This is a genomic window from Streptomyces sp. F001 (assembly GCF_004187715.1).
Lineage (GTDB): Bacteria > Actinomycetota > Actinomycetes > Streptomycetales > Streptomycetaceae > Streptomyces > Streptomyces flavusporus.
On record NZ_QZWF01000002.1, the window covers coordinates 143,118 to 168,751 of the forward strand.

General features: G+C 71.9%; 25 protein-coding genes and 1 pseudogene. 16 read left to right on the forward strand and 10 right to left on the reverse strand.

Annotation, left to right across the window (positions count from 1 at the left end; all coding sequences use genetic code 11):
- The first annotated feature begins 73 nt into the window (after window positions 1-73).
- The 5 genes from StrepF001_RS08270 (at window position 74) to crcB (StrepF001_RS08290) (ending at window position 3,767) form a co-directional block, all read left to right on the forward strand.
- Window positions 74-1,636: a glycosyl hydrolase 53 family protein gene (locus tag StrepF001_RS08270; RefSeq protein WP_129797648.1), complete on the forward strand. Its 1,563-nt coding sequence runs from the start codon at window positions 74-76 to the stop codon at window positions 1,634-1,636.
- 258 nt (window positions 1,637-1,894) lie between these two features.
- Entirely contained in the window at window positions 1,895-2,182 is a 288-nt protein-coding gene (locus StrepF001_RS08275; RefSeq protein WP_129797649.1) for a helix-turn-helix domain-containing protein, read from the forward strand.
- 387 nt (window positions 2,183-2,569) lie between these two features.
- Window positions 2,570-3,031 (forward strand): fluoride efflux transporter CrcB, encoded by a 462-nt coding sequence (gene crcB / locus StrepF001_RS08280; RefSeq protein WP_129796385.1) that lies wholly within the window; start codon window positions 2,570-2,572, stop codon window positions 3,029-3,031.
- Window positions 3,028-3,396 carry a DUF190 domain-containing protein gene (locus StrepF001_RS08285; protein WP_129797650.1) on the forward strand — a complete coding sequence of 123 codons (369 nt, stop codon included), beginning with the start codon at window positions 3,028-3,030 and terminating at the stop codon, window positions 3,394-3,396. The genes crcB (StrepF001_RS08280) and StrepF001_RS08285 overlap by 4 nt, the downstream gene beginning before the upstream one ends.
- The gene (gene crcB / locus StrepF001_RS08290; RefSeq protein ID WP_129797651.1) at window positions 3,393-3,767 is read left to right on the forward strand and encodes a fluoride efflux transporter CrcB; all 375 of its coding nucleotides are present in this window, start codon (window positions 3,393-3,395) and stop codon (window positions 3,765-3,767) included. The genes StrepF001_RS08285 and crcB (StrepF001_RS08290) overlap by 4 nt, the downstream gene beginning before the upstream one ends.
- Before the next feature lie 54 nt (window positions 3,768-3,821).
- Here crcB (StrepF001_RS08290) and StrepF001_RS08295 read toward each other — a convergent pair whose 3' ends face one another.
- Entirely contained in the window at window positions 3,822-4,871 is a 1,050-nt protein-coding gene (locus tag StrepF001_RS08295) for an acyl-CoA desaturase (RefSeq protein ID WP_129798385.1), read from the reverse strand.
- Between the two features lie 221 nt (window positions 4,872-5,092).
- On the opposite strand from StrepF001_RS08295, the gene StrepF001_RS08300 reads away from it, so the two are divergent.
- The 7 genes from StrepF001_RS08300 to StrepF001_RS08325 all read left to right on the forward strand — a co-directional run bounded on the left by StrepF001_RS08300 (window position 5,093) and on the right by StrepF001_RS08325 (window position 12,232).
- Window positions 5,093-5,770 (forward strand): FadR/GntR family transcriptional regulator, encoded by a 678-nt coding sequence (locus StrepF001_RS08300; RefSeq protein WP_129797652.1) that lies wholly within the window; start codon window positions 5,093-5,095, stop codon window positions 5,768-5,770.
- Window positions 5,767-5,925 carry a hypothetical protein gene (locus StrepF001_RS45470; RefSeq protein ID WP_165396198.1) on the forward strand — a complete coding sequence of 53 codons (159 nt, stop codon included), beginning with the start codon at window positions 5,767-5,769 and terminating at the stop codon, window positions 5,923-5,925. The genes StrepF001_RS08300 and StrepF001_RS45470 overlap by 4 nt, the downstream gene beginning before the upstream one ends.
- Window positions 5,926-5,969: 44 nt before the next feature.
- The gene (locus StrepF001_RS08305) at window positions 5,970-6,986 is read left to right on the forward strand and encodes an asparaginase (RefSeq protein ID WP_129798386.1); all 1,017 of its coding nucleotides are present in this window, start codon (window positions 5,970-5,972) and stop codon (window positions 6,984-6,986) included.
- A 32-nt stretch (window positions 6,987-7,018) separates the two neighbouring features.
- The gene (gene aspA, locus StrepF001_RS08310; RefSeq protein ID WP_129797653.1) at window positions 7,019-8,428 is read left to right on the forward strand and encodes an aspartate ammonia-lyase; all 1,410 of its coding nucleotides are present in this window, start codon (window positions 7,019-7,021) and stop codon (window positions 8,426-8,428) included.
- A 37-nt stretch (window positions 8,429-8,465) separates the two neighbouring features.
- Window positions 8,466-9,398: a glutaminase gene (locus StrepF001_RS08315; RefSeq protein ID WP_129797654.1), complete on the forward strand. Its 933-nt coding sequence runs from the start codon at window positions 8,466-8,468 to the stop codon at window positions 9,396-9,398.
- A gap of 90 nt (window positions 9,399-9,488) precedes the next feature.
- Window positions 9,489-10,883 (forward strand): polyprenol phosphomannose-dependent alpha 1,6 mannosyltransferase MptB, encoded by a 1,395-nt coding sequence (mptB, locus tag StrepF001_RS08320; protein ID WP_129797655.1) that lies wholly within the window; start codon window positions 9,489-9,491, stop codon window positions 10,881-10,883.
- Window positions 10,880-12,232, forward strand: a complete 1,353-nt coding sequence (locus StrepF001_RS08325) for a glycosyltransferase 87 family protein (RefSeq protein ID WP_129797656.1) — start codon at window positions 10,880-10,882, stop codon at window positions 12,230-12,232. Before mptB ends, StrepF001_RS08325 begins: the two co-directional genes overlap by 4 nt.
- Before the next feature lie 83 nt (window positions 12,233-12,315).
- Here the strand turns inward: StrepF001_RS08325 and StrepF001_RS08330 are convergent.
- Window positions 12,316-13,152 (reverse strand): annotated as a pseudogene (locus StrepF001_RS08330) (serine hydrolase); the annotation flags it as partial.
- A 104-nt stretch (window positions 13,153-13,256) separates the two neighbouring features.
- Window positions 13,257-14,402 carry a transcription termination factor Rho gene (rho, locus tag StrepF001_RS08335; protein ID WP_129797657.1) on the reverse strand — a complete coding sequence of 382 codons (1,146 nt, stop codon included), beginning with the start codon at window positions 14,400-14,402 and terminating at the stop codon, window positions 13,257-13,259.
- Between the two features lie 244 nt (window positions 14,403-14,646).
- Between rho and StrepF001_RS08340 the strand changes: the two genes are divergently transcribed.
- Together StrepF001_RS08340 and StrepF001_RS08345 are read left to right on the forward strand one after the other, a co-directional pair.
- Complete coding sequence (locus tag StrepF001_RS08340) at window positions 14,647-14,829, forward strand: hypothetical protein (protein WP_129797658.1); 183 nt, start codon at window positions 14,647-14,649, stop codon at window positions 14,827-14,829.
- Window positions 14,830-14,877: 48 nt separating this feature from the next.
- The gene (locus StrepF001_RS08345) at window positions 14,878-15,603 is read left to right on the forward strand and encodes a class I SAM-dependent methyltransferase (protein WP_129797659.1); all 726 of its coding nucleotides are present in this window, start codon (window positions 14,878-14,880) and stop codon (window positions 15,601-15,603) included.
- A 4-nt stretch (window positions 15,604-15,607) separates the two neighbouring features.
- Here StrepF001_RS08345 and StrepF001_RS08350 read toward each other — a convergent pair whose 3' ends face one another.
- The 6 genes from StrepF001_RS08350 to StrepF001_RS08375 form a co-directional block, all read right to left on the reverse strand.
- Window positions 15,608-16,429: an alpha/beta hydrolase gene (locus StrepF001_RS08350; RefSeq protein WP_129797660.1), complete on the reverse strand. Its 822-nt coding sequence runs from the start codon at window positions 16,427-16,429 to the stop codon at window positions 15,608-15,610.
- A gap of 255 nt (window positions 16,430-16,684) precedes the next feature.
- Entirely contained in the window at window positions 16,685-17,851 is a 1,167-nt protein-coding gene (locus tag StrepF001_RS08355) for a serine hydrolase domain-containing protein (protein ID WP_129797661.1), read from the reverse strand.
- Between the two features lie 98 nt (window positions 17,852-17,949).
- Window positions 17,950-18,918, reverse strand: a complete 969-nt coding sequence (locus StrepF001_RS08360; protein ID WP_129797662.1) for an acetylxylan esterase — start codon at window positions 18,916-18,918, stop codon at window positions 17,950-17,952.
- A gap of 149 nt (window positions 18,919-19,067) precedes the next feature.
- Entirely contained in the window at window positions 19,068-19,652 is a 585-nt protein-coding gene (locus tag StrepF001_RS08365; protein WP_165396199.1) for a hypothetical protein, read from the reverse strand.
- A 159-nt stretch (window positions 19,653-19,811) separates the two neighbouring features.
- A complete protein-coding gene (locus StrepF001_RS08370) occupies window positions 19,812-20,567 on the reverse strand; it encodes a ferredoxin reductase (protein ID WP_129797663.1) in 756 nt (251 codons plus the stop codon).
- Window positions 20,560-21,165, reverse strand: coding sequence for a sulfite oxidase-like oxidoreductase (locus StrepF001_RS08375; protein WP_129797664.1), 606 nt, complete (start codon window positions 21,163-21,165; stop codon window positions 20,560-20,562). The genes StrepF001_RS08370 and StrepF001_RS08375 overlap by 8 nt, the downstream gene beginning before the upstream one ends.
- Window positions 21,166-21,429: 264 nt before the next feature.
- Between StrepF001_RS08375 and StrepF001_RS08380 the strand changes: the two genes are divergently transcribed.
- Both StrepF001_RS08380 and StrepF001_RS08385 read left to right on the forward strand, forming a co-directional pair.
- Window positions 21,430-22,257 carry a putative protein N(5)-glutamine methyltransferase gene (locus tag StrepF001_RS08380; RefSeq protein ID WP_129797665.1) on the forward strand — a complete coding sequence of 276 codons (828 nt, stop codon included), beginning with the start codon at window positions 21,430-21,432 and terminating at the stop codon, window positions 22,255-22,257.
- Between the two features lie 88 nt (window positions 22,258-22,345).
- Complete coding sequence (locus tag StrepF001_RS08385) at window positions 22,346-23,287, forward strand: hypothetical protein (protein ID WP_206306796.1); 942 nt, start codon at window positions 22,346-22,348, stop codon at window positions 23,285-23,287.
- A 13-nt stretch (window positions 23,288-23,300) separates the two neighbouring features.
- Here StrepF001_RS08385 and StrepF001_RS08390 read toward each other — a convergent pair whose 3' ends face one another.
- A complete protein-coding gene (locus StrepF001_RS08390; protein ID WP_129797666.1) occupies window positions 23,301-25,379 on the reverse strand; it encodes a SpoIIE family protein phosphatase in 2,079 nt (692 codons plus the stop codon).
- Between the last annotated feature and the right edge of the window lie 255 nt (window positions 25,380-25,634).

Consider the following 25,634-nt stretch of genomic DNA (forward strand, 5'->3'; position numbering starts at 1 on the left):
CGGGCGGAGGGGCCCCTCATCCCCACGAGAGGGGCATCCCCCATCCCCATCACGTCGGAAGGGACGACGGACGATGAAGTTCCATCCCAGAGGCACCCTCAGAGCCCTGCTGTTGCCGCTTGCGGCCGGGCTCGCCCTCACCGCCCTGCCCGCCCCGACCGCGGCTGCGGCGAGCACGCTCACCAACGGCGGGTTCGAGGCCGACGGCACCGGCGCGGCCACGCCGAGCGGCTGGTCCGAGTACGGCTCGACCGGCGCCTCGTACGTCGAAGCCGGTGGCCGCAGCGGCAGTTACCGGCTGAGCCACTGGGCGTCCACCGCCTACAAGGTGGAGACGTACCAGTACCTCTCCGGGCTCGCCAACGGCACCTACAAGCTGACCGCGTGGGTCCGTTCCGGCGGTGGCCAGAAATCCGCGTACATAGCCCTGAAGAACTGTGGCAGCGCGGAGCAGCGCACGGATCTGCCGGTGTCCGCCAGTGGGTGGATCCGGATCGTCGTGCCGGTCAATGTGACGAACAACCAGTGCACCATCAGCATCAACAGTGACGCGAACGCGGGTAACTGGATCAATGTTGACGACCTGACCTTCACGTCGGGCACGTCCGGTACGTCGATCAAGGGTGCCGACATCTCGTCCCTCGCCAAGAGTGAGGCCAAGGGTGGGGTCTACAAGAACAGCTCCGGCACCACCGGCGACGCCCTCGCCATCCTCAAGTCGTCCGGCATGAACTACGCGCGCCTGAAGGTCTGGGTCAACCCGGCCGACGGCTACAACAACAAGACGCGCGTGCTCGCGATGGCCAAGCGCGTCAAGGCGCAGGGCATGAAGCTGCTGGTGGACTTCCACTACTCGGACACATGGGCCGACCCGGGCGCCCAGAGCAAGCCGGCGGCGTGGGCGGGCCACTCGTACAGTCAGCTCAAGACGGACGTGTACAACCACACGTACGACGTGTTGAACGCATTGAAGGCACAGGGCACCACCGCCGACATGGTCCAGGTCGGCAATGAGATCAACGGTGGCATGCTGTGGAACGAGGGATCCACCGACAACTGGACGCAGCTCGCCGGGTTGATCAACAGTGGATACGACGCGGTCAAGGCGGTCAACTCGTCCACCACCGTCGCGCTTCATCTCGCCAAGGGCGGTGACCTGTCCGGCACCCGCTGGTGGTTCGACAGCGCCGTGGCGGGCGGCGTGAAGTTCGACGCCATCGGTCTGTCGTACTACGGCTACTGGCACGGCACGCTCCACGACTTCCAGACCACGCTGGACGACGCGGCGTCCCGCTACGGCAAGCCGGTCTTCGTCGCCGAGACGGCCTACCCCTTCCGTCTGGACAGCGAGGACGCGCACGAGAACATCATCGACCTCTCCGGTGAGCTCGTGTCCGGTTACGCGGCCTCGACGGCCGGGCAGACGCAGTGGATGAAGGACATCGCGAGCATCGTGGAGGCCGTCCCGAACGGCCGCGGCCTCGGCGTCTTCTACTGGGAGGCGACCTGGACCGCCGTCAACGGCAACGGCTGGGACCCGACCGACGCCTCCTCCGGCAACGGCTGGGAGAACCAGGCCCTGTTCGGCTACGACGACAGGGCGCTGCCGGCGATGGCGTGGTTCAGCCACCGCTGAGGGGATTCGGCGGGGATTCGCCGGAGGTCGGCGGGGCTGAGGTGAGGCCCCCATCGTGTTGCTCCCAGGCGGATCACGGGACCCGAGGACCCGGCCGTGCGAGTGCGTACCTCCGCGGCCGGGTCCTCGCTGTTCCGTGACATTGAGGCGAAGGTCCGTTCGATCCCGGTCAAGTCCGGCGGTGTGCCGAGCACGGCGGCTTGACCGGCGCCACAGTGGGCAAGCCGCACATAGAGGGCCCGGACCGAGGGGGACGTAATGCTGAGGACTCCCGCCAACGACACCCGCCTGCGCATCCTGGAGTGGCTGAAGGATCCGGTCGCCCACTTTCCCCGCCGGCGGCACACCGACCTCGTGGCGGACGGGGTCTCCGCCGACGCCGTCGCCGCGAAGCTCGGCGTCCGCCGCGCGGTGGCCCACACCCACCTCACCCTCCTCGCGGACCTCGGCATGCTGCGCGCCAAGCGTGTCCGGCGCCGCACCTACTACCGCCGCGACGAGGTCCGGATCGCCGAGGTGGCCCGGATGTTCGAGAAGGGCTGGTAGGGAAGCGGCCACGGCGGGTACCCGCCCGAGGGTCACGCCCCCGTCCGCCCTCCGGCCGCGGCCGGTGTCCTGGCGGTCGACGACGGTGACGTCGTCCACCACCTCACCCACCGCCGCACCGGCTTCCGCGTGATCACCAGCGTCTGTGCAGGGGGCGACCTGCTGATCCTGGGCAGTGTCCGGGAGCGCGGCGTCGCGGTGTGCGAGGCACCGCCTCGAAGTGACGGGTGCGCGGCCCCGGAGCTAGTCTGGCGGGGGCCGCGTTCCCGCGCGGCGCGGCGGTGGGGCCCGCCGTACCCGAACCGCGGCGTCGGTGCCGCCAACGGTCCCTACTTGCGACGACAGGCGCCCGCAGTCAGGGCCCCGGCGAGTAGGAGACGTACTGTCATGACAGCCCCGGAGACCGAGAGCCTCCCCCTGGACACGCGTCCCCCACGACGGCGCGCCTGGCGTGCCCAGGTGCCCGTCGTCGCGGTGGTCGTCGTCGGCGGCGCGATCGGCGCGACGGCCCGGTATGCGGCCTCGGTGTGGTGGCCCGCGCAGACGGGCGGGTTCCCCTGGTCGACCTTCTGGGTCAATGTCACCGGCTGCGCCGTGATCGGCGTGTTCATGGTGATCATCACCGACGTCTGGGTCGCCCACCGCCTGGTCCGCCCCTTCTTCGGCACCGGCGTGCTCGGCGGCTTCACGACCTTCTCGACGTACGCCGTCGACATTCAGCAGCTGGTCGACGCCGGCCACCCGCGCACCGCCCTGGCGTATCTGGCCGCGACCGTGTCGGCGGCGCTCGCCGCGGTGTGGCTCGGCGCGACCGCGACCCGTCGTTTCCTGACACGGAGGCAGCGATGACCCGGCTGACCGGCAGCGCTACGCGCGTGACCGTCTTCGTCGGCGAGAACGACACCTGGCACCACAGACCCCTCTGCTCCGAGATCGTGCACCGGGCCCGCGCGGCGGGGCTGGCGGGCGCCAGCGTCTTCAAGGGCATCGAGGGCTTCGGCGCCTCGTCCGTGATCCACACCTCCCGGCTGCTGTCCCTGAGCGAGAACCTGCCGGTGGCTGTCGTGATCGTCGACACCGAGGAGCGCGTCCGGGCCTTCCTGCCGCAGCTCGACGAACTGGTCACCGAGGGACTCGTGATCCTCGAGGGCTGCGAGGTCATCAGGTACGTCGGCCGTGGCGCATCGGGGACCGAGGGGGAGACGTCGTCGTGAACTGGCTGCTGGTCGTCGCGGGCGCCATGATCGGCGCCCCGCTCCGTTATCTCGCCGACCGGGCGGTGCAGTCCCGGCACGACTCCGTCTTCCCGTGGGGCACCTTCGCGGTCAACGTCGTGGGCTCTGCAGTCCTCGGCCTGCTGGCCGGCGCGGCAGCGGCGGGCGCCGCGGGCTCCCACCTTCAGCTGCTCCTCGGCACCGGCCTGTGTGGGGCCCTGACCACGTACTCGACCTTCTCGTACGAGACACTGCGGCTGGCCGAGACGGGGGCCTGGCTCTACGCCGCCGTCAACGTAGTGGGCAGCGTGAGCGCGGGTCTCGGCGCGGCGTTCGTGGGGGTGGCGATCGCCGAGGCGGTGTGGTCGTAACGGGGGTGCGGGGGCGAAGACCGCGCCCTCCGCACCGCACCGGCGCCCGGCGAGTCAGTCACCCCCGCCGCGCAGCGGCTCTCCGACGCTCCTGAGGTGGCGCAGCGCCTCTCGGTGCGAGGCGAGCAGCCCGGTCTGGTGGTACGGGATGCCCAGCTCGGCGCAGTACCGCTCGGTGATGACCTGGGCCCTGCGGAGCGCCGGCGTCGGCATGCTGGGGAAGAGGTGGTGCTCGATCTGGTAGTTGAGCCCGCCCATGAAGACATCGATGAGCGCACCGCCCCTGACGTTGCGCGAGGTGAGGACCTGGCGACGCAGGAAGTCCAGCCGCATCCCCTCCTCGATCATCGGCATCCCCTTGTGGTTGGGGGCGAACACCGAGCCGAGACAGATCCCGAACAGGCCCTGGTGGACGGCGACGAAGGCGAGCGCCTTGGCAGGGGAGAGCACGGTGAACAGGGCACCGAAGTACACGACGAAATGGACGACGAGCAGCGTCCCCTCCAGCACCGGCCGTTTCATCGACGCGTTCCCCAGCGCCTTGAAGCTGGCGAAACTCAGATTCAGCCCTTCCAGGGTGAGCAGCGGAAAGAAGAGCATGGCCTGGTGCTTTCCGATGAAACGGGGCAGCCCCTTTGCTTTGCGTGCCTGCCGCTGTGACCACACCAGAATGTCGGGAGAGACGTCGGGGTCCTTTCCCTCGTGATTCGGATTCGCATGGTGCCGGGTGTGTTTGTTCATCCACCAGCCGTAGCTCATGCCCAGCAGCAGATCGGCGACCAGCAGACCGCCGGCCTCGCTGGGACGCCGACGGGAGAAGACCTGCCGGTGGGCGAGGTCATGGGCCGCCAGCGCGAGCTGGCCGAAGATCACGGCCAGGAAAGCGGCGACGATCAGCTGGCTCCAGCTGTCCCCCAGCGCGAGAAACGCCCCGATGCCTCCCGCAAGAGCGAGGGTCACCGCCCCGAAACGCACGGTGTAATACAACGGCCGGCGCCGCAGAAGCCCGGCTTCGGTTATGCGGCGCGACAGTTCGGAAAAGTCGCTTCCCCTTTGCTGTGCGCCTTGTTCTTCGCGCGTGGACGAGTTCCCTGGGAGCACCATTGGATTGGCCATGCGCTTCAGTATGTGAGCCATTTCCCGGCAGCAGAATGACGTCTTCCCCCCGAGCGGGGTGCGGGTAGCCCCACTGCCGGAACGGGGGGTCCACCGGTTTGCGGCGCGCTCGGCCCGCTTGACACCACCCGCCGGCCACCCGGAGTATCACCCCTGTGAACCTGTCAGACAGCCAGACAGGTGGAGTGGGCCCGCGGCGCGTCAGCGCGATGGAAGCGGTGCTCACCCACCTCCGCGGCGCCATCGAGCGCGGCGAGTACGCGATCGGCGACAAGCTCCCCTCCGAGGCGGAGCTCTGCCGCACGCTCGAGGTCTCCCGGCCCGTGCTGCGGGAGGCCCTGCGCGCCCTGCAGACGATGGGGCTGACCGTGGCCAAGACCGGCAAGGGCACCTTCGTCGTCGCGAGCAGCGTCGAGGAGCCCACGTTCGGCGACTACTCGGCCGGCGACCTCTTGGAGGTGCGCCGACACGTCGAGATCCCGGTCGCCGGGTACGCGGCGCTGCGCCGCACCCCGGAGAACCTCGACCACCTCGCCCACCTGCTGGACCGCATGGAGCGGGAGACGGACACCACCGCGTGGGTCGCGATGGACACCCTCTTCCACCTGGCCGTGGCCGAGGCCGCGCAGAATCCGGTGTTCCGCCGGGTCATCGAGGAGATCCGGGACGCGCTGGCCCGCCAGTCGGCGTTCCTGAACGAGCTGGGCGGACGCCGGGAGCAGTCCAACCGTGAGCACCGGGCGATCGTCGAGGCGCTGATCGACGGTTCCGAGCGCGACGCGGTCGAGGCCATGTCCCACCACCTCGACCGGGTCGAGACCACCCTCACCGACATCGTGCGCTCAGCGCGCACGGACACCCCCACGGAAGGCGGACCCGAGGCGTGAGCGAGCAGTCCCTGCACGACGCTGTGCAGAAACGTTCCGTCCATGTCGACGCCGGAGACGTGCTGTGCCTGCCGCTGATCGTCGCGACGCTGGTCGCGGGCCGGGACGGCATGCGCGGCCGGATACGCACCACCTCCACCAGGGCCGACGCGTGAACCGCGCCCCGGCCGACGACACCTCACCGATGAACCAGGCAGTGATGTACAGCAGTTCCGTCGCGGACGCACCCCCAGTCCGTGAGCCCCTCCACGCCCCCGTCGCCCATCTCATACGCGGCGGGATGGTCGAAGGCATCCACTACGGCTCCGTCGTCGTCCTCGGTGCGGACGGCGAGGTCCAGCTCCAGCTCGGCGACATCGAGGCCGCCTTCTACCCCCGGTCGGCACTCAAGCCCGTCCAGGCCGTCGCCATGGTGCGGGCCGGACTTCCGCTCGACGGCGAGCTGCTCTCGCTCGCCGCCGCCAGCCACTCCGGGGAGGAGCGCCATCTCGCCGGCACCCGGCGCATCCTCGACACCGCCGGACTCGACGAGGACGATCTGCGCAACGTCCCCGACCTGCCGTTCGACCCGGTCGTCCGGGACGCCTGGGTGCGTGAGGGCCGTATGCCCTCCCGGCTCGCCCAGAACTGCTCCGGCAAGCACGCCGCCATGCTCTACACGGCCAAGCTCAACGGCTGGTCCCTCGACGACTACCTCGACCCCGCCCATTCCCTCCAGCAGGCCATCGCCGAGATCGTCGAGGACCTCACCGGCCAGGGCATCGCCAGGGTGACCGTCGACGGCTGCGGCGCACCCCTGTTCTCCGTCTCCCTGCACGGCCTTGCGCGGGCCGCCGCCCGTATCACCACCGCCGCTCCCGGCACCCCCGAGGCGCGGGTCGCCGATGCGATGCGCGAGCACGCCGAAATGGCCTCCGGCTCCGGCCGGGACGTGGCCGCGCTGATGCGGGCCGTGCCCGGACTGCTCGCCAAGGACGGCTTCGAAGGCGTGCAGGTCGCCGCACTCCCGGACGGCCGGACCGTCGCCGTGAAGATCGCCGACGGCGCCGACCGGGCCCGGATCCCGGTCGCCGCCGCGGCGCTGGCCCGGGCCGGCGTCGACCCGGCGCTGCTCGCCGAGTTCGCGGGCGAGCCGCTGCTCGGCGGCGGACAGCCGGTCGGCAGCGTCCGGCCGGTGCGCGCGCTCGATCCGCTGCCCTCCGCCTCGTACGCCTGACTCGCACACCTCCGACACCACAGAGGACCTTCATGACCGCCGCCACCCGCAGCGAACACGATCTGCTCGGAGACCGCGACGTCCCCGCCGAGGCGTACTGGGGCATCCACACCCTGCGCGCCACGGAGAACTTCCCCATCACGGGCACGCCGATCTCCGCCTACCCGCATCTGATCGACGCCCTCGCCGCCGTGAAGGAGGCCGCCGCTCTCGCGAACGAGGAACTCGGCCTGCTCCCTTCGGACAAGGCGGACGCCATCGTCGCCGCCTGCCGGGAGATACGCTCCGGAAAGCTGCACGACCAGTTCGTCGTCGACGTCATCCAGGGCGGTGCCGGCACCTCCACCAACATGAACGCCAACGAGGTCGTCGCCAACCGGGCGTTGGAGCTGCTGGGCCACGCCAGGGGCCGGTACCGGTACCTGCATCCCAACGAGGACGTCAACCTCGGCCAGTCCACCAACGACGTCTACCCGACCGCCGTCAAGATCGCGACGGTGTTCGCGGTGCGCGGTCTGCTCAAGGCGATGTCCGTGCTGCAGGACGCCTTCGCCCGCAAGGCCGTCGAGTTCCGCGACGTACTGAAGATGGGGCGCACCCAGCTCCAGGACGCGGTGCCGATGACGTTGGGACAGGAGTTCTCGGCGTACGCGGTGATGCTCGACGAGGACCGCAGCCGGCTCGCCGAGGCCGTCGAGCTGATCCACGAGATCAACCTGGGCGCCACCGCGATCGGGACGGGGCTGAACGCCCCCGCCGGGTACGCGGAAGCCGCTCGCCGCCATCTCGCCGACATCACCGGGCTGCCCCTGGTCACCGCCGCGAACCTGGTCGAGGCGACCCAGGACTGCGGGGCGTTCGTGCAGATGTCCGGCGTGCTCAAGCGGATCGCCGTCAAGCTGTCGAAGAGCTGCAACGACCTGCGCCTGCTGTCCTCCGGGCCGCGCGCGGGCCTCGGTGAGATCAACCTGCCGCCCGTGCAGGCCGGTTCCAGCATCATGCCCGGCAAGGTCAACCCGGTGATCCCCGAGGTCGTCAATCAGGTCGCCTTCGAGGTGATCGGCAACGACGTCACCATCACCATGGCCGCCGAGGCCGGACAGCTTCAGCTGAACGCCTTCGAGCCGGTCATCCTGCACTCCCTGTCGGAGAGCATCACCCATCTCGAGAGCGCCTGCCACGCCCTCGCCGAGCGCTGCGTGGACGGCATCACCGCCAACACCGAGGCCCTGCGCGCAAGCGTGGAGAACTCCATCGGCCTGGTGACCGCGCTCAACCCGCACATCGGGTACACGGCCGCCACCGACATCGCCAAGGAGGCCCTGGCCACCGGCCGAGGGGTCGCCGAACTCGTCCTGGAGAGGGGCCTGTTGCCGGCCGAGCGGCTGGCCGCGTTGTTGCGGCCGGAGGTCGTCGCGGGCAGCGGCTCGCCCGTCGTCTGAACTGCGGATGCGCGTCAGGACCTGATGCGGAGGCACACTGTTGATCATGACGTCGTCGCTGACCTTCGAACCGGTCCTGAAGCGCATCGCCGAGGAGATCGAGCACACGCCCGGACGTGGCCGGCCCGCCGACTACATCCCGGCGCTCGCCGCCTGCGACCCGCGCCGCTTCGGCATGGCCGTCGCGGAGCTGGACGGCACGGTGTACGGCGTGGGGGACTGGCGTGAGCCGTTCTCCACGCAGTCCGTCACCAAGGTCTTCACCCTCGCCCTCGACCTGGCCCGCGAGGGCGACGAACTCTGGGAACACGTCGGCCGCGAGCCGTCCGGCAACCCGTTCAACTCCCTGGTCCAGTTGGAGTACGAGAACGGAATTCCGCGCAACCCGTTCATCAACGCCGGTGCGCTGGTCGTCACCGACCGCCTCCAGACCCGTACCGGCGACGCGGCGGGCACCCTCCTCGACTTCCTGCGCACCGAGAGCGGCAACCCCGGCCTGGACTTCGACCACGAGGTCGCCGCCTCCGAAGCCGCGCACGGCGACCGCAACGCCGCCCTGGCCCACTTCATGGCCTCGTACGGCAACATCGACAACCCGGTGCCGCTGCTGCTCGACCAGTACTTCAGGCAGTGCTCCGTCCGGGCCTCCTGCGCCGACCTCGCCCTCGCCACCGCCTTCCTGGCCCGGCACGGCGTTCGCGCCGACGGCTCGCGGCTGTTCACGCGCAGCCAGGCCAAACAGGTCAACGCGGTGATGCTGACCTGCGGAACGTACGACGCGGCCGGCGACTTCGCCTACCGCGTCGGCCTGCCCGGCAAGAGCGGCGTCGGCGGAGGAATCGTCGCCGTCGTGCCGGGACGCTGCACGTTGTGCGTGTGGAGCCCGGGGCTGGACGAGCGCGGCAACTCGGTCGCCGGGGTCGCTGCCCTGGACCGTTTCACGACGCTCACCGGACTGTCGGTGTTCTGATCACACGGAGGTCATGCGCAGGTCTCCCACCGGAAGGGGGAACGTCGTTTTCCGGCCACCCGGCGTTGACACGCTGACCGAGTGTTGGCCATGGCTTCCTCCGTCGATCTCCGCCGCTGTCAGGTACTCGGCCTGGCCGGTACCGCCTTTCTCGCACTGGGCGGTGAGACGGCCGGAGCCCTTCCCGTCCGCGAGCTGTTGTCGCCCTCCTCGGCCGGCGCCGCTCTCGGGCTGGTCGGCGTGTACTTCGGCGTCGTCCTGCTGATCGCGGCCTGGGCCCTGCTCGGCCGGTTGATCCGCAGTCCCGAACCGCCCACGCCGCGCGCGCTGTTGCTGGTCCTCGCCGTCTGGGCGGCCCCGCTGCTGCTGGCCCCGCCGCTGTTCAGCCGGGACGTCTACAGCTACCTCGCCCAAGGGGCCATGGTGGACGCCCAGATCGACGTGTACGCGCACGGACCGTCCCGTCTCGGCGGCCCGCTCGCCGAGGAGGTGTCCCCGGTGTGGCAGCACACCGCGGCACCCTACGGCCCGGTGTTCCTCGCCGCCGCCTCCGCGCTGTCCGGCCTGACCAGCGGCGAACTGCCCGCCGGCCTCATGGGGATGCGGCTCCTGGCGCTGCTGGGCGTGGCCCTGATGGCGGCCGCGCTGCCCCGCCTCGCCCGGCACAGCGGTGCCGACCCGGCCGCCGCGCTGTGGCTCGGTGCCCTCAACCCGCTGGTGCTGCTGCACCTCGTGGCCGGCGCACACAACGACGCCATGATGCTCGGCCTGCTCGGCGTCGGCCTGGTCGCTGCGCTCGGCCGCAGGCCGGTCCTGGGCGCCGTACTCATCACACTGGCCGCGCTGGTGAAGGCGCCCGCCGTGCTCGGACTCGCCGCGATCGTCGTGCTGCAGATGCGCGCGGGGCGCCACCCGGTACGGGCGGTGCTGACGACCGCCGCCGCGTCCGCGGCCACGACGGTCACCGCGACGGCCGTGGCCGGCACCGGGTACGGCTGGATCGCCGCTCTCAACACGCCCGTCTCGCCGCACAACTGGGCGCTCACCAGCCTGCTCGGCCGTGCCACCGGCGCCCTGCTGGAACGGCTGGGCAGCGATCTGGCGCCGCTCGCCGTCCCGGTGTGGCACGCGGCCGGACTGGCGATCACCGCGATCGCCCTGCTCGTCATATGGCTGCGGCTGCGCCCCCGCCCGGTGTACGCGCTGGGGCTCAGCCTGGCGGCGGTCGCGGCCTTCGGCCCGGCGATCCGGCCCTGGTACGCGCTGTGGGGGCTGTTCCTCATCGCCGCCGCGGCGCCCACCACCTGGGTACGGCACCGGGTGGCGGCCGTCACCTGCGTCCTCGCGCTCGCCGTGCTGCCCAGCGGCGGCCCGGCGGACCTCGGGCAGCTGCTGCTGGCCGTCTCCGGCGGGGTCCTCGCGGTGGTCGTGCTGTGGCAGGCCCACCAGGCCGCGCAGGTCCCGGTCCTGGGACGTACGGCATGAGGGCGCCCCGCACCGACCGCGGGCGACCGCTGCTCGTGCTCGTCCTCGCCGCCGCCGTGACCGTCTTCACCGCGACGGTGCCGCTGCTGCGGGACTGGTTCGACCTGCGCGTCTACCACGGGACCATCCACAGCTGGATCCACGACGGCGGACGCATCTACGACTACCGGGTGCCGGGGACCACGTACGGCTTCACCTACCCGCCGTTCGCCGCGGTCGTGATGCTGCCGATGGCCCTCGTCGGCCTGCACACCGCGGTCGCGGTCGCCCTGCTGCTCAATCTGACCGCCCTGGGCGTGTCGCTGCGGGTGCTGACCGGCAAGGCATGGCGGCGCTACGGCTGGTACGGCTGCTCTCTGGCCGCCGGTGCGCTCGCGCTGTACGAACCGCTCCGCGACACGTTCAGCTTCGGCCAGGTCAACCTGCTGCTCCTGGCGCTCGTGATGGTCGACGCCTGGTTGCTCGCCACCGGGCGGGGACGCTGGGCCGGTGTCGGCATCGGACTCGCGGCGGCGATCAAGCTGACGCCCGCGATCTTCATCGCGCTGCTGCTGCTCGCCCGGCGGTGGCGGGCTGCGGCCGTCGCGACGGTCGTCGCCGCAGGGGCGACGGGGCTGGCGGCGTGGGTGACGCCGGACGCGTCGCGTTTCTACTGGACGCATGCGCTGTGGGACACCACCCGGGTGGGCCGACTGGACTACGTCTCGAACCAGTCCCTGCAGGGCCTCCTGGCCCGCCTCGACCTGGAGGGCAAGTCCGTCTGGGCGGTGGTGGTGCTGCTGGTGATGGGCGTGTGGGCCTGGCGTGCCCGCAAGGCCGTGGCGGCGGGGGACTGGTACGCCGCGTTCGCCCTGACCGGGCTGACGGCGTGTCTGGTCAGCCCGATCACCTGGGTGCACCACCTCGTGTGGCTGCTGCCGTCCTTCGTGGTGCTGGTCCGGGCCGGGCAGCCGCGGATCGCGGCCGCGCTGTACGCGGTGCTGTGCACCAGCGTGGTGTGGCTGTGGTTCGACGACGCGTCCGGCGTCGACGGGTTTCTCGGCAGCAACACCTATGCCTGGATCACCCTCGGACTGCTGGTGTGGCTGCCGGTCGGTCACTCCGGCGCCGAGCGGACGCCCATGAGCCGCAACGCCAGCTCGACCGCCCCCGCGCCCAGACAGGCTGCGGCCGCGATCGCCGCCGTCGCCGGCCAGCCCGGCCCGGTGTCCGGTGTGTCCGGCGCGGCCACGGGCAGGGCGGGAGGCCCGGGCCGCGGTCTGCTGCGCAGGGCGTCCAGCGAGCCTACCGGATCGACCCGGCCGGCGGCTTCGAAACCCCAGTCGAGCAACGACCGCGCCTCCTCGTAGACGGTGAAGGCGTCGCCCGACTGAGGGTTCATCACCGAGACGACGAGGGTGCGCCCGTCGCGGCGGGCGGCGGCGATCAGAGTATGGCCGGCGTTGCTGGTGTAGCCGTTCTTGATGCCGATCAGGCCCGGGTAGGGCGCCACACCGTCCTCGCCGGTGAGCAGCCGGTTGGTGTTGTGGATGTCGTACACCGAGCCGTCGACCTCCGGGAACTTGGCCTCGGCCGTCGCGCAGTACCGCGCGAAGTCGGCGTTGCGCAGCCCCGCGCGGCCGAACACGGCCAGGTCGTAGGCCGACGACACCTGGCCCGGCGCGTCGTATCCGTCGGGCGAGCGGACACGGGTGTCGTGCGCACCCAGGGTGCGGGCCTTGGTCTCCATGCGCGCGGCCGTGGTGCTCCAGCCCCCGTTGAGCTCGGCCAGGACACGCACGGCGTCGTTGCCGGAGCTGAGGAACACTCCGCGCCACAGGTCGGTGACGCGGTACGCGCCCCCCTCCTCGACCCCGACCAGGCTGCTCCCCGCCCCGATGCCCGACAGCTCCGCGTCCGTGACCCGGTGCCGGATCCCTCCGGGCAGCGCCGGCAGCACCGTGAGGGCGAACAGGGTCTTCAGGGTGCTGGCGGGCGGCAGTTTGCGGTGGGCGTCGTGCGCGGCGAGCACCTCGCCGGTGTCGGCGTCGGCCACCAGCCACGACAGGGCGGAGACGTCCGGGACCTGCGGTGCCCCGGGGCGCGGCAGCGCCTGCGTGCCGGAGCGGTACAGCAGGGTCGACACCGGGGCTGTCCCCCGCGGCGCGCCCGGTGCACCGGGGTCCGGCTCTGTCGGGGCGGCCGCCGCGACGGGGGCGAGCGCCAGGATGCCGGCGACGCAGAGACCGCAGGTCGGCACGGCCACCCTGGAAGGGAATCCGATCTTCATATGAGCAACGTAGGAACGAAGTCCTGGCCACGCCGCGCTGTCAGGGCCGAATGCGGCAGCCGTGCACCCGGATGCCGCACCGGAGGGACGTGCGTGAACCGCCGTCAGTCTCCCTGGCGGGCGGGCAGCGTCGGCTGGATGCGGCGCAGGAACGTCGCGTTGTCGGGACTCGCGCGCATCCGCTCCAGCAGGGTCTCCAGGCTCGCCTCGCCGTCGCGGGTGCGCAGGGCGCGCCGCAGCCCGTGCACGGCGGTCAACTCGGGCGGGGACAGGAGGAGTTCCTCGCGGCGGGTGCCGGAGCCCGTGATGTCGACGGCCGGGAAGACCCGGCGGGAGGCCGGTTCGCGGCTCAGTCGGAGCTCCATGTTGCCGGTGCTCTTGAGTTCCTCGAAGAAGTAGTCGTCGGCGCGGGAGCCGGTCTCGACCAGGGCGGTGGCGAGGATGGTCAGCGATCCGCCTTCCTCGGCCAGGCGTGCGGCGCCGAAGAAGCGCTTGGGGCCGTGCAGCGCGGCCGCGTCGACGCCACCGCTGAGGGTGCGGCCACCGGAGGCGGCCGCGTTGTTGTGCGCCCGGCACAGCCGGGTCAGCGAGTCGAGGAGGATCACGACGTCCTCGCCGGCCTCGACGAGCCGCTTGGCCTGCTCGATCACCAGTTCGGCGAGCGCGATGTGCTGCCTGGGCGTCTGGTCGAAGGTCGAGGCGTACACCTCGCCCCGCACCGAGCGCCGCATGTCCGTGACTTCCTCGGGGCGTTCGTCGAGCAGCACCACCATCAGCCGGCATTCGGGGTGGTTGCCGGCGACGGCGGCCGCGATCTGCTGGAGCAGCACGGTCTTGCCGGTCTTGGGCGGGGCCACGAGGAGCCCGCGTTGCCCCTTGCCGATGGGCGAGAGCAGGTCGACGACGCGTCCGGCGAGACCGGACGCCGGGTGTTCGAGGCGGAGTCGTTCGCGTGGGTGGAGGGGCGTGAGGTCGCTGAAGTGACGGCGACCGCGGACCTCTTCGGGCGTGCGGCCGTTCACGTGCGCGACCTCGGTCAGGGTGCGCTGGGAGCCGCATACGCCTTCGACGAGGTCGCCCTTGCGCAGTCCGTACCGGCGGATCAGCGCGGCCGGGACCTGCGGATCGGCGGACGTCGGAAGGCAGTTCGCGGCGCGCAGATGTGCCTTGCCGCCCGCGTCGATGTCGACGACACCGGTGACGGCCTGGGCCTGTTGCTGGAGGGGAGGGTGTTCGAGAGTGGCGGTCATGGTGGTCGGTCCTTTCAGGACGGAGGGCCTGGGACACAGGCATGCAGGAGCAAGAGAGGGGGGAGCCGCAGGGGAGGGCGTACGTACGTGCCTCCGGGCGGCGGAGAACAGCACCTCGGCGACGGACCGCAAGGTCTGCTGATGAGGTGGTGCTGAGAAGCCGCTGATCCGACCGGGATTACGGCGGGCGGTTCGGCAGACTGAGGAAGGAAACTGCACCGGCGCCACATCGGGGCGTACACAAGTGCTTACCGCACGATACCACCCGATCCGCGGCTACCGCTGTGACGTACGCCTCAATGTCCCGGCCGAGGGCCGGATCGGCGTGCCGCTGCTCGCCGTGCCCATGCTGGTCCCGCTCGGGTTCGCGCCCTGGCGGTACGGCCTCGCCTTCGCGGCGCCCGGCCCCGCGTCGCCAGGCTCCTGATACCGGCGACGCCGTTCCTGCTGTCCAGGCGTGACTAAGCTGATGTCGATGTTCAGCCCCGAAGGTCCCAGTCTCCGCGAACTCGCCGTACAGGCGCTGTCCTCCGTCGAGCGCGGTTACGACCTGCTCGCCCCGAAGTTCGACCACACACCCTTCCGCACGCCGGACGCGGTGCTGGAGGCCACCGCGGCGGCACTGCGGCGGATCGGGCCGTTCGAGGACGGGCTCGACCTGTGCTGCGGTACCGGCGCGGGCGTGGATGTGCTGACGGGTGTGTGCCGGCGGAGTGTCACGGGGGTCGACTTCAGTGCGGGCATGCTCGCCGTCGCGCGGGAGCGTGGCCGAGCCGTCGGGCCGCGGGTCTCCTGGGTGCGTGCCGACGCCCGCGCTCTGCCGTTCCGGCCCGCGTTCGACCTCGTGGCCAGCTTCGGCGCGTTCGGGCACTTTCTCCCGGGCGAGCTGCCGGGACTGTTCGAGCAGGTCCACTCCGTCCTGCGGCCGGGCGGGTGCTTCGCCTTCCCCGTCGTCGCCCCGCCCCGCCCGGGATCCACCGCCTACTGGATGCTGGAGGGCTTCGACGCGGTGATGCGGGTCCGCAACGCCGTGTGGCGGCCGCCCTTCGTCATGTATTACCGGGCCGTCCGGTTCAGTGACGTCCTGCGGGAGCTGGACTGTGCCGGTTTCCGGGTGGATCTCCATGCGCTGCCCGAGTTCGGGCAGCGCAGCGACGGCAGTCCGCGCGTCCGCATGGTCGCGGCCGGACGGCCCCGGTAGGAGCTCAGCTCCGGATGAACTCGAGCAGATCGGCGTTGAACGTCCGTTCGTAGTCGCCGGCCAGGCCGTGCGGGGCGCCCGGATACACCTTGAGGGTGGCGTCCTTGACGATTTCGGCCGTCTTCAGGGCGGCGGCGCCGATCGGCACGATCTGGTCGTCGTCGCCGTGAGCGACCAGCGTCGGTACGTCGATGCTCTGCAGGTCCTGGGTGAAGTCGGTCGCCGAGAACTGCTCGATGCAGTCGTAGGCGCCCTTGAGCCCGACCTGCATGCTCCACATCCAGAACGCGCGGCGCACGCCCTCGGACTCGGTGGCGCCGGGCCGGTTGTAGCCGTAGAAGCTCGCGCTCAGGTCCCAGTAGAACTGCGAGCGATCCGCCTCGACTCCGGCCCGGATCCCGTCGAAGACCTCCAGCGGCGTACCCTCCGGATTGGTGTCCGTCCTGAGCATCAGCGGCGGGACGGCACCCAGCAGCACGGCCTTGGCGACCCGCCCGCTGCCGTGCCGCCCGAGGTAGCGGGCCACTTCTCCGCCGCCGGTCGAATGGCCGACCAGGATCACGTCGTCGAGGTCGAGCTTCTCGATCAACTCGGCCAGGTCGTCGGCGTACTGGTCCATGTGGTTGCCCTGCCAGGGCTGCCCCGAGCGGCCGTGGCCGCGGCGGTCGTGGGCGATCGCGCGGAAGCCGTTGTCGGCGACGAGGCGGGCCTGCCCGTCCCAGGCGTCCGCGTTGAGCGGCCAGCCGTGGCTGAACACCACGGGCCGGCCGCTGCCCCAGTCCTTGTAGAAGATCTCGGTGCCGTCGGACGTGGTGAACATGGTCATGTCGAGCTCCCTGTAGCACGGTCGATCTGCTCGGCGTTATGGATGCTCATGCGCAGAATGCCTCTCTTGAGAGGGTCTCCAGCCTACGGAGACAGGCCGTGATCTTCACGTCGGCCTCGAACCCCGGCGTGACCCCGCTGGAGCGGCGGCGGGACCTGCCCGGCCGGGGGCCCGGTCTCGGACCGCCGCCGGAAGAGTGAACTCAGGGAAGGCCGGTCCGGCGGTTCGACCGGAACAGTACGGGTCACGCGGCTGTCACAGGGCGCTGTACAAGGCGTCGACCAGCGCCATCTTGCGTGGGTCGTTCGCGATGTGCGGCCCCATGCGGTTCATCACGTAGCCCAGCGACACCCCCGCCTCCGGATCCGCCAGCCCGCAGGACCCGCCGAAACCGTCGTGCCCGAAGGCCCGCGGATCGGGCCCGTACGAGCCGTGCGGCCCGCTCAGCCACAGTCCCAGCCCGGCCTCCGTCTCCCCCTCGAACCCGGCACCCAGCACCAGGTCCCGGCAGGCGCCCTGACCCTCGCGCACCCGCTCGGCCGCCTCGGGGGACAGGATTCGGTGGCCGTCGTACGTACCCCGGCCCGAGAAGATCCCGTACAGGGCGGCGACGGCCCGCGCGGTGCCGTGGCCGTTCGCGGCGGGGATCTCGGCGGCCCGCCACTCGGGCGTGTTGGCCTCGGCCGCGCCCACCGCGGGATTGGTCAGCGCGGCAATCGCGGCGGGTGCCAACTGGCTGAAGATCGCCGCCTGTTCGCTGCTCGGCGCGACCCGCGGATGCACCAGCTCCGCCGCCCGCCCGGCCTCCTTCTCCGGCAGGCCGATGGTGAAGTCGAGCCCGAGCGGCCCGGTCACCTCACGCTCCAGGAACGCGCCCGGCAGCAGCCCCGACACCCGCCGGACGACCTCGCCGACCAGGTGGCCGTACGTCAGCGCGTGGTACCCGGACCGCGTTCCCGGTTCCCACCACGGCTCCATCGCCGCCAGCCGGCCCGTCGTCACCTCCCAGTCGCACAGATCGGCGAAGGTGTGCGGCTCGCGCGGGCCGGAGAGTCCGGCGCGGTGCGACAGCAGATGCCGTACGAGGATCTTCTTCTTGCCGGCCGCGGCGAACTCCGGCCAGTACGCGGCCACCGGGGCGTCGAGATCGAGCAGGCCCCGGTCGGCGAGGATGTGCGCGCACAGCGCCACCGGACCCTTGGACGTCGACCAGACGTTGACCAGCGTGTCGCGTTCCCAGGCCCGGGTGCGGGCCGCGTCGGCCCAGCCGCCCCACAGGTCGACCACGGTCACGCCGCCGACCGAGACGGCGACCGCGGCGCCGAGCTCGCCGCGCTCCCGGAAGTTCTCCTCGAACGCCGTCCGCACCGCGGCGAAGCGGGTGTCGCAGTGACCGTGGATGTCTGGTGTGCGCTCGGGCATGGCCCCTCCGTCGTCCGTCGGAAGCCCGGTCCGCGGCCCTGCGGCCCGGGCTCCCTGAACGTACCGACTGGTCGGACCGGAGGGAAGTGGAGTTCCGCTCAGGCGTAGGACCGCAGCCAGCGCACCTTGGCGGCCTCCTGGTACGGGCCGCCGCCCTCGTGGTCGTTGAACTCGTACACCTCGATCGCCTTGTCCTTGTGCGCCCAGGCGTTGAAGGCGGCGAAGACGGTGGACGGCGGGCAGGTCTGGTCCTCCAGCGCCGCCGAGAACAGCGCGGGGGCCCGGCCGCGGGCGGCGAAGTGCACGCCGTCGAAGTAGGAGAGCGTGCGCAGGGCGTCCTCGCCGCGGCCGCGGTGGGTCTTGAGGTACAGGCCGATCTCGCGGTACGGATGACGGTCCGTCAGCGTCGCCGCCCGCGGGTAGTCGCACAGGAACGGCACGTCCGGCGCGACCGCGACCAGGTCGGGGACCAGACCGCCGACGGCGATGGTGATCCCGCCGCCCTGGCTGGCGCCGAGCGCCACGGTCCGGGCCGCATCGGTGAGCGGATGCGAGCGGGCCGCGTCGACGGCGCGCACCGCGTCCGTGAACACCCGGCGGTAGTAGTAGTTCTCCGGCGCGTCGATGCCGCGGGTCATGAAACCGGGGTACGCGGGCGCGCCGCCGACCGGATCGGGGGTGCCGCCCCCGCCGCCCCAGGCGCTGCCCTGGCCGCGGGTGTCCATCACGAAGTGCGCGCGGCCCGTGGACGCCCACAGCAGGTGCTCGTGCGGCAGGCCGCGGCCGCCCCCGTAGCCGATGAACTCCACGACCAGCGGCAGTGGTTCCTGAGCCGCGGCGGGCAGGGTCAGCCACCCCTTCACCGGGTGCCCGCCGAATCCGGCGAAGGTCACGTCGTACACCGTCACCGTCGACAGTCCCGTGTCGACCGGTTCGAACCGGGCGTCCAGGTCGTACTCGCGCGCCTCCTGCAGGGTCTTGGACCAGAAGGCGTCGAAGTCCTCGGGCTCGGTGGAGGAGCTGTGGTACTCGCGGAGTTCGTCGAGGGGGAGGTCGAACAGCGCCATGTAGGACCGCCTTGGGTGAAGAGGACGTTGATGATCACACCGTACGCGGGTGGTCGGACCACTCGCCAGGTCTTCTCGTCCTCGACCGGGGCATGGACGGGGAAGAGGAGACAGACCGCCTGGTGGTCGGAGCACTCATGAACGCCCGGTCAGGCCCGCCGTCCGGTCCACTCCGGCTCCGTACGGGCCCACTCGCGCTCCCACTCGGCCATCCGGTGACCGGTGGCCACCCGGCGTACGACCGCACGGCCGAGGAGCACCACGCCGACCGCGCCGGCCGTGGCGCAGATGCCGAGGGCGAAGGTGTGCTGCCAGACCGTCGCGTCGTCCGGTGGCGGCGGCACACTGAGGCCCCGCCCGTCGAACCACACGTCGACCCTCTCCCCGGGCCGCGTGCCCGCCGGGACCTGCGCGGAGGCCGTGCGGGGACCGTCGCCCGGCTCCGTCCACCGCACGGTCGCCCGGTACGTGTACTCCCGGCCGCCCTGCAGGGCGGGCACACCGGCGGGGCTCCTGCCCAGAACCTCGGCACGGACATGCCTGCGCTCGGCCCGCTGGGCCACCGCGGTCGACCGTGCCTCGTCGTGGGCCCACCAGGCCGCGACCGCCCCGGCCAGTGGAGCGCCCAGCAACAGCAGGACGGCGACGGCCAGCGCCGTCCACGCCTCGACGACGTCCGACCGGCGTCGCAGCGGATTACGCCGCCAGCGCCAGCCGCGCACCCGGGTTCCCATGCCCGCCTCCTCGCCGTCACCGCAGGCCCCGGGAGCCGTACCCTCGCTCCCTCGGGCCGCCACGTATGCGTGCGAGTGCCACATGAATCTCGTACCCCGTCCAGGGGACTTCGATCACGACGAACGGCCGCCGTGCGGGACGAGCCGGGGTGCCGGGGCTCAGCCGAAGCGTTCGATCCGGATACGGTCCACCGGCTGGCCGGCCGCGACGAGCAGACGCGAGGCATGCTCGGCGAAGGCGTTGGAGCCGCACACATAGGCCTCCCACCCACCGGGAGGCCGCTCGGCCAGGAGCGGCGCTACATGGGCGGCCGTCAGGCGTCCCACGAGCAGACCCGGCGGGGCGCTCCGCGTGAACACGGGCGTCGTCTCCGGGCCGTACTCCGCCGCGTAGATGAGCTGCTCGGGACCGCGCGCGGACACCAGCAGCCGCAGCGGCACGGAGAGGTCCCGTGCCCGGTGGTGGCGCACCATCGACATCAGCGGTACGACCCCGGAGCCCGCGCCGATCAGCAGCGCCGCCCGGTCGCCCGGCCAGGCGAAGAAGCCGCTCAGCGGACCGCGCACCTCGACCCGGTCGCCCGGCCGGGCCTCGGCGTGGAACCAGCCGGAGACCTCACCGCCGTCGACATGGTCCAAGGTCAGCTCGATGTGCCCCGAGTCGTCCGGCGCGGACGCGATCGAGTAGTGGCGCTGGGCCGTGTAGCCGTCCGCGGCGGTCAGCCGCAGCATCAGGTGCTGACCCGGCAGGTGCCCCGCCCAGGCGGGCACCGCGAACCGGAAGGTGGCGGCACGCGGGGTCTCGCGGCGGATCTCGGTGAGCGTGGCGGTCTGCCAGCGGTTCGCGGTCCCGTCGCCGACGGCGATGCGGCCGGGGACGGCGAACCGGGTCGGGGGAGTGAAGATCTCAGTCACCGGAGTACCGCTGCTCCTCCCAGGGGTTGCCGCGCGCGTGGTAGCCGTTCTGCTCCCAGAAGCCGGGCTCGTCGTGGTCGAGCAGCCGCAGGCCCGCGATCCACTTGGCGCTCTTCCAGAAGTACAGGTGCGGCACGAGCAGCCGCGCCGGACCGCCGTGCTCGGGCGTGAGCGGCCGGCCGTCGTACTCCCATGCGATCCAGGCACGTGAGCCGGTGAGGTCGGCGAGCGGGAGGTTCGTGGTGTACCCGGTGTGCGCGTACGCCACCGCGTGGGTGGCGGACGGCAGCGGCCGCACCTGCTCCAGGAACGCGTCCAGGGACACACCCCCGAACCGCACCCCGAACTTCGACCAGCTGGTCACGCAGTGGATGTCGCCCTCGTACACCGACGTCGGCAGCGCGTGTGCCGCACCCCAGTCCCAGGTGAGCGGCTCCTCGACGAGACCGTCGATGCGGAAGGTCCAGTCGGCGGGCGTGAGGTCGGGTGTGACCTCGGCGGACAGGACGGGCCAGTCGTCGCCCGCGTCGTACTGCCCGGGCGGCAGCCCCGGGTTGTCGACGCGCGGGCGCCCGGTGAAGCCTCGGGTGACGTTCATGCGGGTGGTGCCTCCAGGCCGCCGGCGCGGCGGCCCGCCGTAGAGCGTGATCGGTGCGTACGCGGACCACCGTACGCGGTGAGCGTCCGGCCCTTCGGGTAGGGTGGCCGTCCGGCTGCGGGTGGTCCCGGCCGTTGCGAGGCCGAGGAGGTGAGACCCATTACCGCTGTGTCAGGTCGGGTGCTCTTCTCCCACGACAGCGCGGATCACCGGTTCTAGGTGACCGTGAGAGCGCCCTTCGGCTTCCGAAAGGCTCTCGGCTTCATGCCCGCTCCTCCTTCCGCTTCGCCGTCCCGCCCCTCCCGTTCCTCCGTCGTCGCCGCGCTGCGTGCCGCGGGCTGCGTCTTCGCCGAGGACGAGGCGGAGCTGATCCTCGGCGCCGCCCGCACCCCGGCCGAGGCCGCCGCCATGGTGGACCGCCGCCGTGCCGGACTGCCCCTTGAACTCGTCCTGGGCTGGGCCGAGTTCAAGGGGCTGCGGATCGCCGTCGAACCCGGCGTCTTCGTGCCCCGCCGCCGTACCGAGTTCCTCGTCGACCAGGCCGTCGCCCAGGCTCCGGACGCGGCCGTCGTCGTCGACCTGTGCTGCGGCTCGGGCGCGGTGGGCGCCGCCCTCGCCGCCGCTCTCGGCGGGGTCGAACTGCACGCCGCCGACATCGACCCGGCCGCGGTGCGCTGCGCCCGCCGCAACATCGCCGGTCACGGCGGCCGGGTCCATGAGGGCGACCTGTTCGAGGCCCTTCCCGGCGAGCTGCGAGGCCGCGTCGACATCCTCGCCGCCAACGTGCCCTACGTCCCCACCGACGAGGTCGGCCTGCTGCCGGCCGAGGCCCGCGACCACGAGCCGCTGGTCGCCCTCGACGGGGGCTCCGACGGACTCGAGGTGCTGCGCCGGGTCGCCGCCAGGGCGGTCCGGTGGCTCGCGCCCGGCGGCTGCCTGCTGATCGAGACGAGCGAGCGCCAGGCCCCCTCGGCCGTCGACGCCTTCACCCGTGCCGGCCTGACCACCCGACTCGCCGTCTCCGATGAGCTGTACGCGCACGTCGTGATCGGGGTCGGAGTCCCTGTCGGCTGCAGGGAACGTCCCGTGTGAACCCGGCACGGGGCTCGGGCGTCACAGGAACGGTGCGGTCTCCGGCCCGCACCCCCCAGAGTCCGCATCTCCTCCCCGGGGAAGGCCCATGCGTAGGAAGACCAGTCCCACCAGGACCACCCGCACGGTGCAACTGCTCGCCACAGTCGCCCTGTTCATGGCAGGCACCGGCGTCCTCGCGGGCTGCGGAAGCGAACAGTCCGGCGGTTCGGGAAACAAGGTGCGCGCCACCGGGCAGGCTCCCGGGGCCGCGGCCCGCGCCCGCCGGGTGGCCGGCGCCTGGGACGGGTCGAAGGCCGCCGAGGCGTGGCGCGCCGGTTATCACCCGATGGGCGAGGCGGTCGAGTTGCCCGAGGGTGGCTTCCATGACAAGGCCGACGAACATGCCTACGCGACCCAGAACTTCGTCCTGCGCGGCCGCCTTCCTGTCGCGTCGGAGCGCAGCGGGCGGGTGACGTGGAAGAGCGGCGGCTCGCTGACGCGGCCTCTGCTGGGGGCGCGGGAGGCGTACGAGAGGTTCGCCGGCGGCGGCAATGACGGACCGCACCTCACCGTGACCGGGGCGCGGTTGGGCGAGATGACGCTGGCCACCAGCCGTGGCCCGGCGACCGTCCCGGCCTGGCTGTTCACCCTGGAGGGCTACGACAGCCCGCTCAGGAGCGTCGCCGTCGGCCCGTCGAAGCTCCCCAGGCCGCCGGTCGGGCCGGCCGCGGGGTCGCCCAGCGGCGAACTGTGGGAGCTGCGCAGCCTGGTCGAGGTGGCCGGCGACGGCCGGTCCGTCACCGTGATCGGCAACCACGGCGCCTGCGACGACGGCCCGGTCGTCCATGTGCTGGAGACGGACGGCAGCGTGGTGCTGTCCGGCTCCGTCGCCGGGGGAACGGACGGTCCCTGCACCGCACAACTGCTCGGCAGGGAAGTGGCCGTGACACTGGACCGGCCGGTCGGCGATCGCGTCCTGCTGGACGCCGCCACGGGCCGGCCCGTGGCGTACGGGGGCCCGCACGGGCCGTCGCCGAGCTGGAGTTGACGAGCGGTCGGCGTCAGTTCCCCGGCTGTGCGCGGGCGATGAGTACGGCCACGTCGTCGTGGTTGTCGGGGTGGTGAAGTGTGCGGACGAGCAGGTCGCAGACCTCCTCCAGGGGGCGGGTCGGGTCGTCGAGGAGGCCGAGCATGGTGGCGAGGCGTTCGTCCAGGGAGTGCCGGCGGGTCTCGACGAGACCGTCGGTGTAGAGGACGAGTTCGTCGCCGGGGCCGAGGTCGAAGACGGTGGTGGAGAACTCGACACCGCCCACGCCGAGCGGCGCCCCGGTCGGCAGGTCGAGCAGCTCCGGGCGTGAGCCGACGCGGATGCGGGCGGGCGGCAGATGGCCGGCGTTGGCGATCCGGCACTGGTGCAGCCGGGGGTCGTGGACGGCGTAGAGGCAGGTGGCGATGGAGTGGTCCAGGCCCTCGGTGATCCGGTCGAGGTGTTCCAGCAGCCGTGCCGGATCGAGGTCCAGCGAGGCCAGCGTGTTGGTGGCGGTCCGCAGCCGGCCCATCGTCGCCGCGGCGGTGATACCGCTGCCCATCACGTCGCCCACGACGAGGGCGGTCTTGCCGCCGTCCAGGGGAATGACGTCGAACCAGTCGCCGCCGACCTCGGTGGTGGCGCCGGCGGGCTGGTAGCGAGAGGCGACCTCGAGGCCGCCGGTGACGGACGGGTGGCTGGGCAGCAGGCTGCGCTGGAGCATCAGGGCGGTGTCGCGGGCGTTCTGGTACCAGCGGGCGTTGTCGATCTGCACGGCCGCGCGGGAGGCCAGCTCACGGGCGAGCAGGAGGTCGTCCTCGGTGAAGGGCAGCGGATTGCCGGTGCGTTTGAGGTCGAGGGCGCCCAGCACCTCGCCGCGCGCGATGAGCGGGACGGCCAGGTACGAGTGGACGCCGGCGCGGGCCAGCAGCGCCGCCGCCTCCGGGGAGCGGGCGATGCGGGGCAGGTCCTCGTCCTTGACCTGCGCCACCATGACGGGCCGGCTCGTGCGCACGCACTCCGTGACGAGGCGGTCGGGACCGTAGCGGGCCGGCTGCCCGGGCGGGTCGGCCGCACGCAGGGCGTCCGGTGCGTCGTTCGCCTTGACGGCCAGGGCGCGGATCACCGCCGGCTCGGCGGGGCCGAGGTTGCGGCGGCGGCCGCCCACCACCGCGTCGAGCAGGTCCACGGCCGCGATGTCGGCGAGTTCCGGCACGGCGACGTCGGCGAGTTCCCGGGCGGTGCGGTCCAGGTCCAGCGTGGTGCCGATCCGGGCGGATGCGTCGGCGATGAGCGCCAGGCGCCGTCGCGCGGACTCCGCCTCGAGGCCCGCCCGGTACTTCTCGGTGACGTCCTCGATCGACAGGGCCACGCCCAGCACCGTGCCGAGCGAGTCCTCCAGCCGGTACAGCGACACCGACCAGGCATGGTCCTCGTCCGGGTCGGCCGGGGTGCGGCCGACGGTGGAGTGATCGACGAGCGGCCGGCCGGTCTCCAGGACCCGGCGGGCCGCGGACTCCAGGGTGTCGATCTCGACGAGGGGCAGCACCTCACGCATCGTCCGGCCGGTGTGCTCCTCGGCGGGGACGCCGTTGATCCGCTCCAGCGCCGGGTTGACGGTCACGTACCGCAGACGGGTGTCCAGGACGGCCAGCCCGATCGGCGACTGCGAGATCATCCGCGTCGACAGCGCCACGTCCTGCTCCAGGCTGCGCACGGTCGTCTGGTCGGCGGCGAGCCCCAGGGCGTACACATGCCCCCGGTCGTCGAGCAGCCGCATGTTGCGGAACTCCACCAGCCGGGTGGTGCCGTCCTTGCGCCGGATGGGGAAGGCCCCGGCCCAGCCCTGGCCGGTGGCCATCACATCGGCGAACAGCTTCTTGACCAGGCCGACGTGCTGCTCGTGCACCATCACCCGGGCCGCGTACCGGCCGAGCGCCTCCTGCGCCGGGTAACCGAACAGTTCCTCCGCCTGGGGGCTCCACAGCGCGATCCGGCCCTCGGCGTCGAGTACCACCGAGGCCACGCCCAGCACGTCGAGCAGGCCGCTGGGCCCCAACGACCCGCGGCCCGGTTCTGTCCCGTCGGCCACGGGAGGCCCGGTTGCACCCATCGCACGCACCGCCTTCGCCATCCTCCCGGCACGCGGTCCCCCGTGCCGACTTGCTCGTTGTACCGCGCTCAACCATCTCTCTTACGCCACGACGGCCCTTCTCCACCATCCCTCAACACGACCGTTGTCGTCCGGCGAAGCGCCAGGGAGCGGTCGCCGAGCCGACAGCTCGCGTTTCTCCATTGGTCTGTACATGACTACCTGATCGGGCCACACTGATGCGCCGAGCGCGCCCCCACCCCCCGATCGAGGAGC